Origin of the sequence: Chryseobacterium sp. FH2, from assembly GCF_001045455.1 — a bacterium.
GTDB lineage: Bacteria > Bacteroidota > Bacteroidia > Flavobacteriales > Weeksellaceae > Chryseobacterium.
On record NZ_LFNE01000007.1, the window covers coordinates 266,084 to 283,708 of the forward strand.

The 17,625-nt window shown below is 34.1% G+C and carries 10 protein-coding genes; 1 reads left to right on the top strand and 9 read right to left on the bottom strand.

Going from position 1 to position 17,625, the window contains the following annotated elements; translation table 11 throughout:
• Positions 1-315: 315 nt before the first annotated feature.
• From ACM39_RS12990 to ACM39_RS13030, 9 genes are all read right to left on the bottom strand, one after another.
• Entirely contained in the window at positions 316-1,482 is a 1,167-nt protein-coding gene (locus ACM39_RS12990; protein ID WP_048511460.1) for an MFS transporter, read from the bottom strand.
• Positions 1,479-3,011, bottom strand: a complete 1,533-nt coding sequence (locus ACM39_RS12995) for a GMC oxidoreductase (protein WP_048511461.1) — start codon at positions 3,009-3,011, stop codon at positions 1,479-1,481. The genes ACM39_RS12990 and ACM39_RS12995 overlap by 4 nt, the downstream gene beginning before the upstream one ends.
• A gap of 134 nt (positions 3,012-3,145) precedes the next feature.
• Positions 3,146-4,528, bottom strand: coding sequence for an MFS transporter (locus ACM39_RS13000; protein WP_048511462.1), 1,383 nt, complete (start codon positions 4,526-4,528; stop codon positions 3,146-3,148).
• A gap of 4 nt (positions 4,529-4,532) precedes the next feature.
• Positions 4,533-5,048 carry a nuclear transport factor 2 family protein gene (locus ACM39_RS13005; RefSeq protein WP_048511487.1) on the bottom strand — a complete coding sequence of 172 codons (516 nt, stop codon included), beginning with the start codon at positions 5,046-5,048 and terminating at the stop codon, positions 4,533-4,535.
• Between the two features lie 16 nt (positions 5,049-5,064).
• A complete protein-coding gene (locus tag ACM39_RS13010; RefSeq protein WP_048511463.1) occupies positions 5,065-6,924 on the bottom strand; it encodes a glycoside hydrolase family 13 protein in 1,860 nt (619 codons plus the stop codon).
• 247 nt (positions 6,925-7,171) lie between these two features.
• Complete coding sequence (locus ACM39_RS13015) at positions 7,172-9,331, bottom strand: glycoside hydrolase family 97 protein (RefSeq protein WP_048511464.1); 2,160 nt, start codon at positions 9,329-9,331, stop codon at positions 7,172-7,174.
• 77 nt (positions 9,332-9,408) lie between these two features.
• Positions 9,409-10,518 carry a SusE domain-containing protein gene (locus tag ACM39_RS13020; RefSeq protein ID WP_048511465.1) on the bottom strand — a complete coding sequence of 370 codons (1,110 nt, stop codon included), beginning with the start codon at positions 10,516-10,518 and terminating at the stop codon, positions 9,409-9,411.
• 10 nt (positions 10,519-10,528) lie between these two features.
• Positions 10,529-12,121 carry a RagB/SusD family nutrient uptake outer membrane protein gene (locus tag ACM39_RS13025; RefSeq protein WP_048511488.1) on the bottom strand — a complete coding sequence of 531 codons (1,593 nt, stop codon included), beginning with the start codon at positions 12,119-12,121 and terminating at the stop codon, positions 10,529-10,531.
• Positions 12,122-12,131: 10 nt separating this feature from the next.
• Positions 12,132-14,930: a SusC/RagA family TonB-linked outer membrane protein gene (locus ACM39_RS13030; RefSeq protein ID WP_053073328.1), complete on the bottom strand. Its 2,799-nt coding sequence runs from the start codon at positions 14,928-14,930 to the stop codon at positions 12,132-12,134.
• Between the two features lie 334 nt (positions 14,931-15,264).
• Between ACM39_RS13030 and metG the strand changes: the two genes are divergently transcribed.
• On the top strand, positions 15,265-17,301 hold the full coding sequence (metG, locus tag ACM39_RS13035; RefSeq protein WP_048511466.1) for a methionine--tRNA ligase: 2,037 nt from the start codon (positions 15,265-15,267) through the stop codon (positions 17,299-17,301).
• Positions 17,302-17,625: the final 324 nt, after the last annotated feature.

Sequence of the window (17,625 nt, forward strand, 5' to 3'; positions counted from 1 at the left end):
TGATACAAATGTACGGAGTGGATTATTCAGAAATATTGATGTAAGGTAAGAAAGGATTTTCATCTAAGGCAGGGCTGATAAAGTTTTATTTACTTTAAATTTTATTTATTTTTTTCGGGCTCCGAAATATGTATACGGTGATTTATGTATCGAATTTTTTGCATTTCAGTGAACAACGATTTCTCAGCTTAAAGAAGAAAATTTATCCAAAACAACGTAGAGATTGAAATGGTATTTGCATACATAGCTTTATCTTTCCAAATTAAGAAATTTAGCCATTAAAACTATCAGGTTTTCTATTCAAAAGCGAATTAATTAGAAGGCCTCTTTTATTTTCGAATTTCTCTTCAAGTAAAAAAGTAAAACGCAGATAACAATCATACAAATCATTAAAAACCGCAAAATGATATTAGTCTGATTCGAAAAGCTTCCCAGAACATTAGTAATAATCCCTGTCCCGATTTGGTTGGCCGCCATCAGAAATCCGGAAACCAGGACTGACAGCGTAGGAAATTCCACCGTTCCCCAACCAATAGATCCCGGAAATATACTTCCCATAAAAAAACCTATTAAAAACATCATCAATACGATGATATTGACATTTGGGAATATTAATAATAATAAAAGTAATCCGGCAACAAGCAAAGGAGAAAAAAGAAAAAGGTAAGACAAGTCATTATTTTTTGAGAAAATTCCGAAAAGTAAACGGTTTAGGGCAATCCCACCCCAAAATAATGACAGCCCTAAACTGGCTTTATTATTGTCAAGCCCTTGATTTTTGAGAATTATTGCTCCAAAACTGCCAAAAGTTCCTTCAATAAACCCATACAAAACAATAGCAATAAAAAATATCCACAATTTTGAAGGAATTTTAAAATGATCAGGAAGCTCAAAAAATGTCCCCTTTTCTAGCTTTAAAAATAAAAACAATACAAAAATTATTGTCACCAAGATAAATATACACCCTGGAACACACATCCAGTTGTTAACGTTCCCTATTAAATTCATCATCATCGGAGAAGTTGAGGTTCCTAATCCTACCAAAAACTGTAATATCAAAATCGCGGAAGATTTATTATTTTCAAATAGACTGGCTGCTAAGGGGTTTAAAGTGGTGATAGAAAACCCAAAACCTGAACCTGTAAACGCCACCAAAACCAATAACACAGGAAATAATAAAGATTTATCATTCATAACATATTGAAGCATCCATAAAATTCCCGTAGATACAATCATTAATAATAATCCGACAATTAAAACTATTTTGGGACCTGATTTATTGACTAAAAACGGAGCTCCTAAACATGCAATAATGATACATAGCACCTGGGGAATAAATAAATTCCCAAACTGCGATGATGAAAGCCCAAAGAGTGAAGAATCTGTAAAAGCCGTTCCCAAAGCAGGAAACACAACAAAATTAACTCCTGTAAAAAAAGCCAATAAAAAGATGATAATGATCTGGGCTATTCTGGAATTCATGATGTTAAAACATGTTTTTTAAGATAATCTCCCACTCTCAAAGCCATTGCGATAATTGTCAACGCAGGATTTACGGCTCCGCTGGATACAAAAAATCCGCCATCAACAATATATAAATTTTCTAAATCATGGGCTTTGCAATTGGTATCAACTACCGATGTTTTAGGATCAATACCCATTTTTGTAGTTCCGTTTTGATGAGCCGGTGATGCGATATCCATTCCTTTGCTGAAATAAATTCCTTTAAATAAAAATGACTTGAATTTTCCGGAAGCTTTTAATGCCTTAATAAGTTCTGATTTTAGAAATTCATGCCCTTTTTGGTTATTAGAAGTATAACTAATTTTAATCTGTCCTTTTTCTACAGTGACTCTATTTTTCGGGTCTGGTAAATCTTCTGAAGTCAGCCAAAAATCTACTGCATGTTCAGCCATTAATTCAAAAGTGAAACCTGGTGCAGCAATCGGGCTGTCGGCTTTAATCTGATGTTCGTCTGATTTTCCTAACATTTGAATATGGCCTAGCGGAAATTCGTATCCCTTATTAGCATGGTAAAAATCATTAATCCCGAATGTTTTTCCAAATTTTGTATGGTTGGGTTCTGTATACAGCGCCACTAATGCAGAATTTTGATGAAACATATAATTCCTGCCGACCTGATCGGATGAATTGGCAAGACCCTCTGGAAATTTTTTACTTTTACTTTCCAAAAGAATTGCAGCAGAATTGATGGCACCTGCAGAAAGAATAACCAGATCAGAAGTCAGCGTTTTGTTTTCCCCGTTTTGTTCTACAACAATTTCGGAGATTCTGTTTCCCTGCTCATTTGTATTAAGCCGTAAAACTTTTGTATTGGTCATTAGTTCTACATTTGAATATTCCAATGCTTTTGCGAGCGCACAAAGGTGAGCATCTCCTTTTCTTTCCGCAGCATCAGGAAAACCATCAAACCGGTCTAATGTGTAGGGTGCATTTGCTGTTTCATGAGGTTTAAAATTCACTCCGATGGGCAGTTCAAACGGGTACCATCCATAATTAATCAATTCATCAACCACTTCCTGAATTCTTGGTTCATGCTGTAAAGGCGGATGAGGATATGGCTCTTCATCAAAAGGCTCCGTCGGATCTGAACCTCTTTTGCCATGAACATGAAAAAGCTTTTCAGCTTCGAGATAATAACCCTTTAAATCTTGATATTGAATAGGCCAAGCCGGTGAAATCCCTCCATAATGTTGTATTTCTTTAAAATCCTCTTCTCTTAAACGGAATAAAGCAGCACCGTAAAACTTGGTATTTCCGCCAACATTATAATGCATCCCTGGACGGAACGGCTTATCATGTTTATCAAGCCACAATTCTGTGGTTGTATATCTGTTTTTTTGGAAAACTTCTACAGAATCCCAATTTTCTTTTTCTACAGGTACATAGTCACCTCTTTCAATAATAAGAATTTTTTTTCCGCTGTCTGCCAATCGGTAAGCCATGGTTGCTCCTCCTGCTCCGCTTCCTATGATAATAATATCGTACATTTTTTAAAACTTTATTTATCTAATTTAAAAATTAAAAGCCACGGCTAGCTTAATAAAAAATTAAATTTCAATTGATTATATAAATAAAAAACCACCCGATAACGGATGGTTTTGATATAACTATAATAAGATGATCAAAAATGTACCTGCTGAATTTCCTCTTCAATCTCCTTCGGTGTTTCATCTTCCGACTTGACAAAAAATAATGTCAAAACAGCTCCCAACAACATACAAACTCCACCTACAACGATATAATCAATAGCCTGTTTTCCAAAGACACTGCTTACAATCGGTCCTCCGAAAACACCATTGATAATTTGAGGAATTACAATAAAGAAATTGAAAATTCCCATATAAACTCCCATCTTCTTTTGCGGAATAGAATCAATCAACATGGCGTAAGGCATTGCCAAAATACTTGCCCAGGCAAAACCTAACCCAATCATTGAAATCCAAAGACTATGAATATCTTTAATAAAATACATTGAAATCAAACCTGCTCCGCCGCAGGCCAAAGCCAAAGCATGAGTTTGTTTTTTACCAATAAATTTGGCAATAGGAGTCAGAGCAAATGCAAAGAAAATCGCGTAGAAATTATAACTTCCGAATAAGCTCCCCGTCAAATCTCCAGCTTTATTAAACTCTGCAGAATGTGTATCATCGGGAGAAAGCCCGAAATGATGTGTAGCCAGTGCACTCGTTGTAAAAACCCACATGGTAAATAATGCAAACCAAGAGAAAAACTGGACGATTCCCAATTTTTTCATTTGAGAAGGTGCATTTTTAAAATCTTTAAAAATATCTGAAAATTTCGATTCATTTTTTACAATTGGCTTTCCGCCTTCAAATGATGCAAATTCTTCTGGGGAATATTCTTTGGTGGTAATAATTGTATACAAAATTGATAAAATCAAAACTGCTGCACCAATATAAAAAGCATAAATAACATTATCTGCCACAAAACCTTTTGGAGCTTCGTTAGATATACCCAATTTTGTCAACCAGCCAGGCAAATCAGAGCCGATAACCGCCCCGACTCCAATTAAAATGGTCTGAACAGAAAACCCGATTGTTGCCTGATGTTTGGGAAGCATATCCCCTACCAATGCCCGGAAAGGCTCCATTGCCACATTAATTGAAGCGTCCATCATGGCGAGGAAAATTACTGCCATTAATAAAACATTTGCAGCCATCATTTGGGTTGCAGACGCTGCATTTGGAAGCATAACCAAACCGATCGCACATAAAACCGCCCCGATTAAGAAATATGGTTTTCTCCTACCAAGCGGACTCCATGTATTATCTCCCATATGTCCTATGATGGGCTGAACAATAAGCCCTGTAATAGGCGCAACCAGCCAAAACCACGACAATTCGTGCACATCTGCACCGAAGTTGGCCAAAATCCTGCTTGCATTCCCGTTTTGCAAACCAAACGCCATCTGGATTCCCAAAAATCCCATGCTCATATTGATGATTTGAAGCATGGATAAATTGGGTTTTATTTTTTTTGACATCGTATTATTTTGTTTTTAATTGTTGGATTAATATATCTTCAATCGGGGCTTTTTCTACAACCACTTTATCTACGATATCATTTGGGACTGTTACAGAAAGTACATATTGTCTGACTTTCCATTGTCCGCTAATATTTTCGACCACACCGGATCCACGACAGATTTTCATTTGGGTATCCAATAATTCGTCAAACCATGCAAATTTTCCGTCTTTGCTGAAAAAGATGTTTCTTTTTAATGAAGTAAAATTCCAGGTTTTATTTTTGTCAAAATAAGGTTTTGCCCAAGTCATAAATGCTTTTTTATCCCAAACTTCGGTTGCATCCGTACCTATAAAAGTGGATTCATCAGCAAAGTAACTAAAATAAGTATTGAAATCAGCTTTTGCTGCAGCTGCATTAAAACCATCAAGCATTATCCCGATTTCAGTTTTTTCCTTTTCAAATTTAGCCTGAGCAGAAATATCCTTAGAGCTAATGAGAAAAAGAATTAATGTAAAAACAATTGATATTTTTTTCATATTTATAGTTAACTTTTTATTTCTGTAATTCAATAACCATCGAAGTTTTTGCGGGCACAGCTAAACTGCTTTGCAAAGGAATTTCTTTATCAGAAATCACTTCTCTACCTTTTGAAACTCCGTCTAAAGATTCTGCAAAATGTTTTAAATCCAATGTTTCTTCCTTTTCATTATTATTCAGAACTACCATCACACTTTCCTTTTCATTATATCTAAAATACACAAAAACATTATTCTGAGGAACGAAATTTTTAGTTTTCCCGGTATGAATGACTTCTTTTCCTTTTCTCCAGTTCAGTAATTTTTGAGTAAACTGATAAAATTCCTTTTGTTCGGGCGTTTGAGTGGAAGGATTTAATGCGTTTTGCTGATCCGATTTCCAGCCACCCGGAAAATCTCTTCGGATGTCTGCATCACCACCTTTATTTTTATCACCCCGCATTCCTACTTCGGAACCATAGTAAATTTGTGGAATTCCACGAACCGTTGATATTAAAGTCAGGCCTAATTTATACGCTTTCGGATCATCATTAAAAATCTCATTCCATCGTTCCGTGTCATGATTTTCAAAGAAAACCATCACATTATTAATATCAGGATATAGAAAATCGCTTGACAGACTATTATAAATACGGTTCATTCCGCTATCCCAGCCCTCCTTTTCTTTTAAAGCTTTCGGCATATCTCCATAGAGCATAAAATCCATAACAGAAGGAAGATTTGAATTATAATTTGCCGCTTCACCCGTTTTTGAATCTTTTTGCCATGCTGAAATATGTCCGGCTGTATTCAGCCAGGTTTCTCCAACAATATTAAATTTCGGATATTCATCAGTAATGGCTTTTGCCCATTTTGACATGGCTTCTTTATCATTATAAGGATATGTATCTACACGAAAACCTCCTAATTCAGCATATTCTATCCACCAGATTGCGTTTTGTGTTAAATATTTTAAAACCAATGGATTTTTTTGATTGATGTCTGGCATTGTTGTATCAAACCATCCGTCAAGCGCAACTTTTTTGTCAATTTCGGAAGCGTTTGTATCAAATTGAGTTGTTGTTTTGTAATTGGAACGTTTAAAACCATTTTCGCCATCACTAAACAAATGAATCCAGTCTTTTGTAGGTAAATCTTTGATCATCCAGTGTGAAATTCCCCAATGATTAGTCACATAATCCATCACCAGCTTCATGTTTCTTTTGTTCAGCTTTTGGGAAAGTTCTCTGTATTCTTCGTTCGTTCCGTAACGGGCATCAATTTTATATAAATCGGTCTGAGCATACCCGTGATAGGAATATACTTTTTCGTTGTCTTCATTCACTGGTGTTAACCAAACTGATGTTGCACCAAGATTTTGGATATAATCAAGATTGTTGATGATTCCTCGTAAATCTCCGCCGTGTCGACCATTTGGTAAGTTTCGGTTTGCTTTTTCCGTTAAATTCGGATTTGAATCATTTTTTTCGTCGCCATTAGCAAAACGGTCAGGCATGATCAGATACATCACATCTTTCGACGTAAAGGATTCCCTGTTTGCAGAATTCGGTTCCCTTTGTTTTAATTCATAGGTGTAAGAACCAATACTTTTTTTACCGTTTTTAATATTTATCTTAAATTTCGGAACGTTAATTTCGTTTGTGTTAACTGTTACAAAAACATAGTTCGGGTTTTCAACTTTCTGAATATTTTTAATTTGAACACCATCTGAAAGCTCGATTTCATTGTTGGCAACATTCTTTCCATACACCAAAATCTGGAGCTCAGGATTTTTCATTCCTTTCCACCAGAAAGCAGGTTCTACCTTATCTAAGGGCTTTTGGGAAAAAGCTATCACCACTGTTGAGAGCGCAATAATTGTATATAATTTCTTCATTTTTTTATTTAATGTTTTATTGAATATAACATAATCTTCTGTATTATATGCCTAGTTCACTGCAATTTTTCAATCTAGAAAACTGGAGATTGAAATACATGACATTTATGAAAAAAGATCAATTTTAATAAGAGAAAATTCTGTTTGTTAAATTTTGTCATCAACGTCGTTAAAAAAGATAAATTATTTGTAAATAAAAAATCCTTAAAGGCAAAAAACCTTTAAGGATTATGAAGTTAGGAAATATTTATTTTACCGGCTTGATAGAGATAGCAAAACCTCCGCTTCTTACCATTTTAAAATTGATTTTTGATTTATTTGTAATTTCTTTCTTATAGATGTTATAGCTTTGAGGATTATTGATGTAATCCGCATCTTTTCCATCTTCATAGATTGTTGCTTCATATTTTTGGCCTTTATCCAAGAAAGAAAAATCTACGGTATAATCGCGTTTGTTTTCATCGGTAATACCTCCAACAAACCAGTTGTTTGTCCCCTTTGCTTTTCTTGCTGTAATTACATAATCTCCCGGTTCTGCCGATAAAATTTTTGTATCATCCCAATCTGCTGCCACATCTTTGATAAACTGAAAAGCATCCATATGCTTTTTGTAATTTTCAGGTAAATCTGCAGCCATCTGAAGAGGCATATACATTGTAACATACAATGCTAATTGTTTAGCCAGCGTAGTTTTCACAAAACGAGTATCTCCGGGAAAATAATAATCTAATTTTGTCTGGAAAATTCCCGGTGTATAATCCATAGAACCTCCCATCCATCTTGTAAATGGAAGAATTGTCTGGTGGTCAGGATTATTTCCTCCAAAAGCTTCATATTCTGTTCCACGGGCTGCTTCTGCGGAAATGTAGTTTGGGTAGGTACGGCTTTCTCCCGTAGGGCGTACAGATTCGTGAGAGTTTACCATGATTTTATACTCATTTGCTTTCTCTGCGATTCTGTAAAAATGGTTGATTGTCCATTGAGAATAATGATGCTCCCCTCTTGGAATAATATCTCCGACATATCCTGTTTTTACGGCATCATAGCCATATTTGTTCATCAACTGGAAAGCTTTATCTGCCCATCTTTCGTAGTTTGTCGCAGAACCTGAAGTTTCGTGGTGCATGATAAGCTTAATTCCTTTTGAATGAGCATATTCATTTAACATTTTAATATCAAAATCAGGATAGGGTGTAATAAAATCGAAAACGAATTCTTTTGAGTGACCGAACCAGTCTTCCCAACCTACATTCCAACCTTCAATTAACAAACCTTGAAAACCGTTTTCAGCTGCAAAATCTATATATTCTTTAACTTTTGTATTATTTGCAGCATGCTTTCCTGTTGGAGTCAGCTTTGAAAAATCTGTCACTCCGATACGTACATTTGATTCCGGTTGCCCGTAAGCCCATTGAGATTTTCCAATAATCATTTCCCACCAAACTCCCATATATTTTGTCGGATGGATATAAGAAGTATCGGTATATTTAGTAGGTTCATTAAGATTAAAAATCATTTTTGAATCCATCACTTCCTCTGCTTTTGGGGCAACAATAATTGTTCTCCAAGGTGTTACAGAAGGTGTTTGAATATATCCTTTTGCACCCTGTCTGTCTGCTGTAAGGTGAGTTTTAAGCTTAAAATTTTGGGCATCAACTTCAAGATGGGAAGCTGGATAATCTAAAACTGCCGCCTCAGCAACGTTGATATATAATGGTTCTTTCCCTTCTTTTTTAAGCATTAAAGGCGATTGAACTGCATTTTTGATCAAAGTCTGAGAAGCGTTCGCGTCGAAAGCTTTATCCCACCTTGTCGGAATTTCGGAAAGTTTTGTTTCCTGATATTGATATTCCTGAGAGTCGTAATCTGCAACAATCCACCAGGATTTCATGTCTGTAGGAAAGTCGATTTCAGAGTCTTCTTCCCTGATTACAAAATAGTTCAGATTTTTCTGTTGAGGAAATTCATATCTGAATCCCAATCCATCATTAAACAATCTGAATTTTACTACAATGCTTCTGTCTGTCGTTGCCTGGTTAAGCGTAACAGCCAATTCATTGTAATTGTTGATATAATTCTTCTTTTCACCTAAAACAGGTTGCCAGGTTTCATTTTTGGAATCTCTTTTTTCCTCTGTTTTTGTAAAACCACTGTTTAAATCAAACTTAGCATCTTCCGGCTTTGCAATTTCTGACGCAAATTTTATAGAAGTATCTTTAAATAGCCTCAATCCCAATTTGGAATCTTCAACTACCGTTTTACCATTGTATTTAAGGTTGTAATAAGGAACACCACCTTTTAACTGAAAATCCATTTCAAATTTCCCATCCGGCGATTTTAAAGATTGTGCATTAACACCCACAAACATCATTGAGAGCAAAAGAGCTCCAACTGTAATTTTCTTCATAATGACTATTTATAAAACTTTAAAAATAAAGAAAGTGTTGCCCAAAAGCAACACTTTGCTATGTAAATTCGTTACATCTACAATTTTGTAACAGTTAATTTGTAGTACGCAGAATTATGTAAATCTAATTCTATTTTATAATTACCTGCTTCAGTAACTTTATAACCAGGATCGCCAGTTACCGTACCCTCCGCACTTAGATATGATTGCACGCCTGTGCCTGATATAAGTGTTTGATCTGCACTTTCAGGCTGGAATTTTATTGCCCAATCATCATTTGCTCTAAATTTGAATACTCCTGTATTATTTAAAGCAATTGAATTAATTATAAAAGTTTTTGTAGTAGGATTATAAACAAAATCTGTATCAGAATTCCACCCTGTAGGCGTAGCGTCCCCTATAACTCCAAAGTTAGCAAGTATAGATGAATAAGTATTTCCGGCCCAATCTACATTTATATAATATGTTCCTGCAGCTACTGCTTTAATATTAACTTCACCAGTTTCTAGTAATTTTCCAGTAAATGTTCCATCATCACCTTTATCACCATTCCAATCCTGATTTATTGTAAATTTATATTCACTATTAGGATTAGTTACATATATAAATCCTCTGTATTGATCATTTTTACCAGGGGAAAATAAATTTGGAGAATTAGTAGGTTCCCAATCCGCATATCCTGCTGCCCCAGCATATCCACCAGGAACATTTATTTTTGGATAGATTAAGTCTGGATTTGGGGTATATGCAGTCATATTTACACTTACAACATCCGAATAATAAACTGTTGCCATATTTAAAGTTGATTTTAGCCTAATTTGAATAGGTTTTGCAACATTTGGTGCAACATTCAACATTGCTAAAATATTATTCAACTGCAAATGAGTCAAAGAGTAAGAGGTTTGACCAACTTCTAACCCCTGAACTACAGATGGAGAAAAGTTAGTTCCTTCAACACCAAATTCCAAAGCATTTGTAAAACCAACATTTGGAGAAAATACCGGATTTGTAAATGTAAAAGAAATGGCATTTTGATCTGCAATCAATTCATCTAAAACAACCGATGTTTTATCCGAACTAAGTTTTGCATTCGATACATTATTTAACAATACTTTGTCATCATCAGAGCAAGATAATAATACAAAGCCAAATAATGTTATATATAAAATATTAAATAGTTTTTTCATTTTAGTAAGATTAATATCCTGGGTTTTGTGTTAAATTAGGATTAGCATTTAATGCAGATGACGGAATAGGGAATAAGTTATATGTAGAAGGAATAGAGATTCCATTTTTAACTCCCCCTTTCCAAGGCCAAATGTAAGTCGCTCCTGTAAACTTACCAAATCTAATAAGATCCGTTCTTCTATGTCCTTCTAAATTTAGTTCTCTAGCTCTTTCTGCTAAGATAAAATCTAATGTCAAATCGTTTAAAGAAACAGACATTGCATGCGATCTCATTCTTATTTGGTTAACATACGTGAGAGCTTGGCTTAAAGTCGCACCAGAAGCTCCTCTAACAGCACATTCTGCATACATTAGATAAACATCCGCTAATCTAAACATTGGAAAATCAGCACCAGAAAAATTTGAAGTTGTGTTACCGGATCCATTGGAATTTAAATTTCTAAATTTAATTGAAGGATATCCATCTAACCAATTTTTATAGTCATTCATCTCATAATTGTGACCATTAGAATAAAACAACTTTGCTCTGTCATCAGTAGACGCCGCCAGGCTGGTAGATGTTCCAGCATTATAATCCGTTAAACTATTCCCGAATAACCCATACCAAGCTTTTGAAGCTCTATGACCTCCCCAACCATCTCCTGTCAAACCAAGATCTGATGCTTTAATCGTAGGCGGGGTGCCTCCTGTGCCTCCATTTATTATATAGGTAGAATTTCCATAACTTTCAGTACCAACAGGATCTGCAATTAATGGAAAAATAATCTCCGGAGATGCATTATTATCTGCAGAGAAAAGTCTAACAAAATTAGAATCCAAACTATATCCTCCTGCAAGAACTTTATTAATATAGGTTACTGCATCATTATATCTTGCAGTACCCGTATAAACTTGTGCATTTAAATAAAGTTTTGCAAGCAACATTTGAACTGTTGCTTGATTAGCATGTCCATATCCTGCATTTGAGGATATCGTCGATTCTATTTCTTTCAATTCATTTTCAACATAGTTGAATAACTCTTGTCTTGAAGCTTGTGGTTTAGGAGTAGTGGTACCTAAATCATTTTCTGTAACTAAAACTCCTTTTCCAAAGCAATCTATCATATAATAATATGATAATGCACGGATAAATCTTAGTTCACTAATGAATTGATCTTTTTGAGGGTGGTTAACATTTCTCAAAGCGGCAATCAAATTATTTGCCTGCGGAACCGTATAATATACTCTATTATATAAATATGCAAAGAATTTATTATTACTTGTCCAGTTTGAAGTAGTAGTCAACTGATCTAAACCGTCATCTCCCCATCTATTTTTCATACCATCAGCAGTAAAATCTTCAAGATTCCAAATACCTCTTAAAAAAACAGTTTCTCCTTTATCCGGTCCTGAAATATCCGCCTCTCCGGCTCCATTAGCACTAGACATTGAAAGAGATGCGTAAATTTTTGCCACCAACCCTTCCACAGCATTCGGGTCATCTCTTAAAATATTTTCAAGAGATTGCTCATATTTAGGAGCCGTATCTAAGTCATTAATACATGATGTAAATGATAGAACTGCGGCAGATAAAACAATTATTTTAAATTTATTTAATTTCATTTTAGTATTTTTAAAAATCAACATTTACTCCTACTGAATATATTCTTGGTCTTGGATAAAAATTATTATCAATTGCATTAAAGTTTTCTGGGTCTTGCCCCTTATAATTTGTCACTAAAAAGGCATTATTAACTGCTCCATAAACTTTAATTCTAGCTTTTAATAATTTATCAAAAGTATATCCTACTGTAATATTATCACATCTTAAGAATGTAGCATCTGACAAATAATAGTCAGAAAGTAATTCTGTTTTACCAGTAAATCGAGGATCTGCACTTCCATCATAAAAGTTAAGTACATTATAAACAGCAGGTGTATTAGCTGGATTAGAAGCTTCTGTATATCCTCTTTGTGGTAATATTGCATTATAAACCTTTCCTCCTATTTGCCCTCTGAAACTTGCAGATATATCGAATTTATAAATATTTATAGTTGTACTAAATCCATATGTCCAATTCGGGCGTAGCGGAACGTAATATTTATCAGCATCAGTAATTAGCCCATCTCCATTTCTATCAACAAAAACATTTGGTAACACTCTGCCATTATTATCATAGACTTGTTGAAAAACCCAAGCTGAATACGGCTGTTGTCCTACAGCATGATAAGCTAATTTTTGTCCAGTCCCAGGTAAACCAGATTCATCAGCTCTAACTCTTTCTACACCTTCAAGATCATTAACCTTTCCTTTATTATAACCGATGTTTCCATTTATTTCCCATATAATAGAGTTTGTTTTGACAGGAACTAAGTTTAATGTAAATTCAAAACCATTATTTGTTAAAGTACCCACATTATCAACAAATTCATTTGTTAAGGATTGACCTGGAGGCAAATCAACTTTTGCTAATAAATCTGTTGTATACCTATGATAATATTCTACACTTCCGTTGATTCGTCTGCTTTTTGATGAAAAGTCAATTCCGGCATTATAAGTCGTAGTTTTTTCCCAAGTTAAATTATCATTATAAGGAAGAGCTGTATAAAGTCCAGTATTAGGGAAATAAAAATACTGGATAGAGCCTGGCTTGAACAATGGGGTATAAGGATAAAAACCAGCAACAGGAGTGATGTCTTGTTGTCCTGTTCTCCCCCATCCTAGTCTCACCTTTAAATCAGAGAATGCCTTGGAGTCTTTAAGCCAATCTTCTTCTATTGCTTTCCATGCAAAAGCCACTGAAGGAAAATGCCCCCATCTCTTATCTTTTCTAAATAAAGATGATCCATCAGCACGATACGACAAAGTAAATAAGTATTTATCCATAATGCTAAAGTTAGATCTCCCAAAAAATGACTGAAGGTTTAAATGATTATAATAAAAATTGTCAATACCTAACGGTTTTTGAAATCTTATGCCTGTAGTTTGATTGTAATCATATAAGTCTTTGGTACCATCATTTACAAAATCCTGATATGAATAACCACCTTGAATATCAAAATTAGAAATTATTTTACCTTTTCTTTCTTTTGAATATACCAGATATGCATCCAATAATTTATTATTAATTTTTTGATCTTCAGCATAATTCAAACCAGGATTGTATATTCCACTTACAGGTAAATTATTTTCATATATTGTTCGATATGTGGCAAAAGCATTATCGCCATAAACTTCTCGAATAGTAGATTTTGATGTTTCTAAACCTAAATTTAGAACAGCTCTTAATTCAGGAAGAAAATGCATTTTGTAATCAAATTCAACATTACCAAGTAATTTTTTAATTTTTTCAGGTCTATCCCTTTGCATAAGTATTGCTAAAGGATTAGTACTACCCGTTAAAACATAATTATTAAATGACTGATACAAAGCTCCATCCGAACCATACACTGGTTTTGTCGGATCTGCTGCTATTGCGCCTCCAATTGCACCTCCTTCATCAATAGCATTTTTATCTGACATCAAACCTTTTGCATTAATATCAATCTTCAAATGTTTATCAAATAAAGTCGGAGTTAATTTTACTGATGCCGTATATCTTTCATAATCACTTGTTTTAACAAGACCTTCAGTATTATTATATCCAAACGAGAATCTTGATGGGATAGTTTTAAAAAGATTAGCTCTTAAACTTACATTTTGATCAGTTGAAACAGTTTTTCTATAAATTTCATTCTGCCAATCTGTATTGTAAATTGTTTGTGAACCATTTTCTGTAACACCTAATAAATTTAAGTATAGTGGATTATATTCCTTCATAAATGTCTCAAATTGAGAACCATCCATCACGTTGACTTTCTTTGTGACATTTCCAAAAGAAACATTTCCGGAATAATTTAACCTGAGTTTTCCAGAAACTCCTTTTTTTGTTGTAATAATAATGACTCCATTTGATGCTCTAGAACCATAAATAGCCGCTGCTGAAGCATCCTTTAATATTGAAAAAGATTCAATATCGTTAGGATTAATTAATGATAAAGGATTTGATAGTCCAGCCGGGTTTGTATTATCGATAGGAACACCATCTATAACAATCAAAGGATTATTATTTGCACTTAATGAAGCTCCCCCTCTAATCCGAATATTAGGCGCAGAATCGGGTTGTCCTCCGTTGTTTGTAATTCTCACACCAGGTGCTTTACCATTAATAAGCTGATCAGCAGAAACGATTGCACCTTTATTGAAGTCTTTTTCCGAAACAGCAGTGACAGAACCTGTTAAATCAGATTTCTTTTTACTACCATACCCAATCAGTACAACCTCCTCTATCTTTTTCTCTTTTGTTATAGAGTCTTTCGTTTGCGCATGAATTATTGTACTAGCCAATAAAAATGCAGGCGCAATTTTTAATACCGTTGTAAAATTTTTCACAATATCGTTTTTTTATATAGTTTTATTTTTATAATAATTTGGCAAAGAGCCAGCTTTGCAATTTATAAAAAAATTAGAATTATCATAAAATTATTTAAAATTTAGATAATTTTATGTAAATTACCTGATGATTTTAAATTAAACATTTGTTTTTCATACTTTTATAATAAATTATGCTATACATAACAGGATGTAATCCTTAACAATAAGTTAAACATTTGTTTAACTAAATATAATATTTCAACTCTCTCTAACTTCTAAAACCTTTAAAAAACAGCAATTCCATTACTTTTCAAGGATAATCCTTATCTTTGTAGATAAAATTTAACTATAAATGTCAAACAGAAAGATGATTACGGCAGCTTTGCCTTATGCAAACGGACCGGTTCATATAGGGCATTTAGCAGGTGTTTATATTCCTGCGGATGTTTATGCAAGATTTCAGAGAAGATTAGGAAAAGACGTAGCTTTTATCTGTGGGTCAGATGAGCACGGAATTCCTATTACCATAAGAGCAAAGAAAGAGGGAGTTACCCCTCAGGATATTGTTGATAAATACCACGAAATTATCAAAAAATCTTTTTCAGATTTAGGAATTTCGTTTGATGAATATTCCAGAACAACTTCTAAAAATCATTATGAAACAAGCCAGGATTTCTTTAAAGTTCTTTATGAAAAAGGAAAATTTACAGAAGAAGTTTCAGAACAATATTTTGATGAGCAGGCTAATGAATTTTTAGCCGACCGATACATCGTTGGAACTTGCCCGAATTGTGGAAATGAAAACGCTTACGGAGATCAGTGTGAAAAGTGTGGTTCTACCCTTTCACCCTCTGAATTGATTAATCCAAAATCAATGCTAAGCGGAAATGTTCCTATTTTAAAGGAAACAAAAAACTGGTATTTACCATTAAATGAATACGAAGGCTTTCTCAATGAATGGATTATCGAAGGTCACAAAGATGACTGGAAACCAAACGTTTACGGACAAGTGAAATCTTGGTTAAATGATGGTTTAAAACCTCGCGCAATGACCAGAGATTTGAATTGGGGAGTTCCCGTTCCGCTTCCAAATGCAGAAGGAAAGGTACTTTATGTATGGTTTGATGCACCGATTGGCTATATTTCTTTCACGAAAGAATGGGCAGAGAAAAACGGAAAAAACTGGAAAGATTACTGGCAAAGTGAAGAAAGTGATTTAGTTCATTTTATCGGAAAAGATAATATTGTATTTCACTGTATTATTTTCCCTGCGATGATGAAGGCTCACGGAAATTATATCATGCCGAAAAATGTTCCTGCATTTGAATTCCTTAATCTTGAAAACGATAAAATTTCGACTTCAAGAAACTGGGCAGTTTGGGCACATGAATATGTTGAAGATTTCCCTGGCCAACAAGATGTTTTGAGATATGCGCTTCTTTCATCTGCTCCTGAAACAAAGGATAATAATTTTACATGGAAGGATTTTCAGACTAAAAATAATTCTGAATTGGTTGGAATTTTTGGAAACTTCATCAATAGAGTTGCTGTTTTAATTCATAAATATTATGATGGAATTGTTCCTCAAGGTGATGTAAATGCTCCTGAATTAGCCGAAATTAATAAAGCAGCAAAAGAAATCTCAGGTTTCTTAGAAAATTATGAATTCAGAAATTCTTTAACAGCTTTAATGAATTTAGCCCGTTTCGGAAACCAGTACCTTCAGACAGAAGAGCCTTGGAAAACAATTAAAGATAATCCGGAAAAAGCTGCACATTCATTATTTGCCGGAGCTCAGATTGCTGTTGCATTAGCTCAATTGTGTGAGCCATTTCTGCCTTTCAGTTCTGAAAAATTATTGAATATGTTTAATATTGAAAAAGCAGACTGGAATGATGTTGAAACAAAATCTGTTTTAATTGAAACGGGCCATACAATCAATGAACCTTCTCTTCTTTTCTCAAAAATTGAAGACGATGTCATCGAAACTCAAATCCAAAAGCTGGAAAATACCAAACAAAACAATAAAAAGACAAACCCTAACGCAAACCCTATGAAAGACGAAATCACTTTTGATGATTTTACTAAAATCGACTTGAGAACAGCAACCATTACAGAAGCTGAAAAAGTAGAAAAAGCTGACAAACTATTGAAACTTACTGTTGATACGGGTGTCGATGTAAGAACCGTTGTTTCAGGAATTGCAGAAAGTTTCACTCCGGAAGAAGTGGTTGGAAAGCAGGTGATGATTTTATTAAATCTTGCTCCAAGAAAAATCAGAGGAATTGAATCTCAGGGAATGTTATTATTGACGACAAAACCAGACGGAAAATTATCTTTTGTCACTCCTGATGACAGCAATGTAGAAAATGGTGTTGAGATTGGATAATATTTCAATGTTCTAAATAAGAAAAAGACGCATAAATTTATGCGTCTTTTCATTTTTTCAAACAGAAGAATAAGAATGCTTAATATTTAAGTATCTTAATTTATTACATAAAAAAACACACGTCAAGTTCTGTCGCTGTGCCGTTTTATTTTTGCTAAGGTTGCAATAAACCATTAACCTATAACAAATTTGACATTAAATCTCATTCAGGTGAGGGAGTAATTATTAAAATTCGTTAAATTTGCAGCATTGTGATAATAAAAACTAATATTAACCTTTAAATACACAAAATAGATGAAAAAGCTCTACTTTAGTGCATTAACC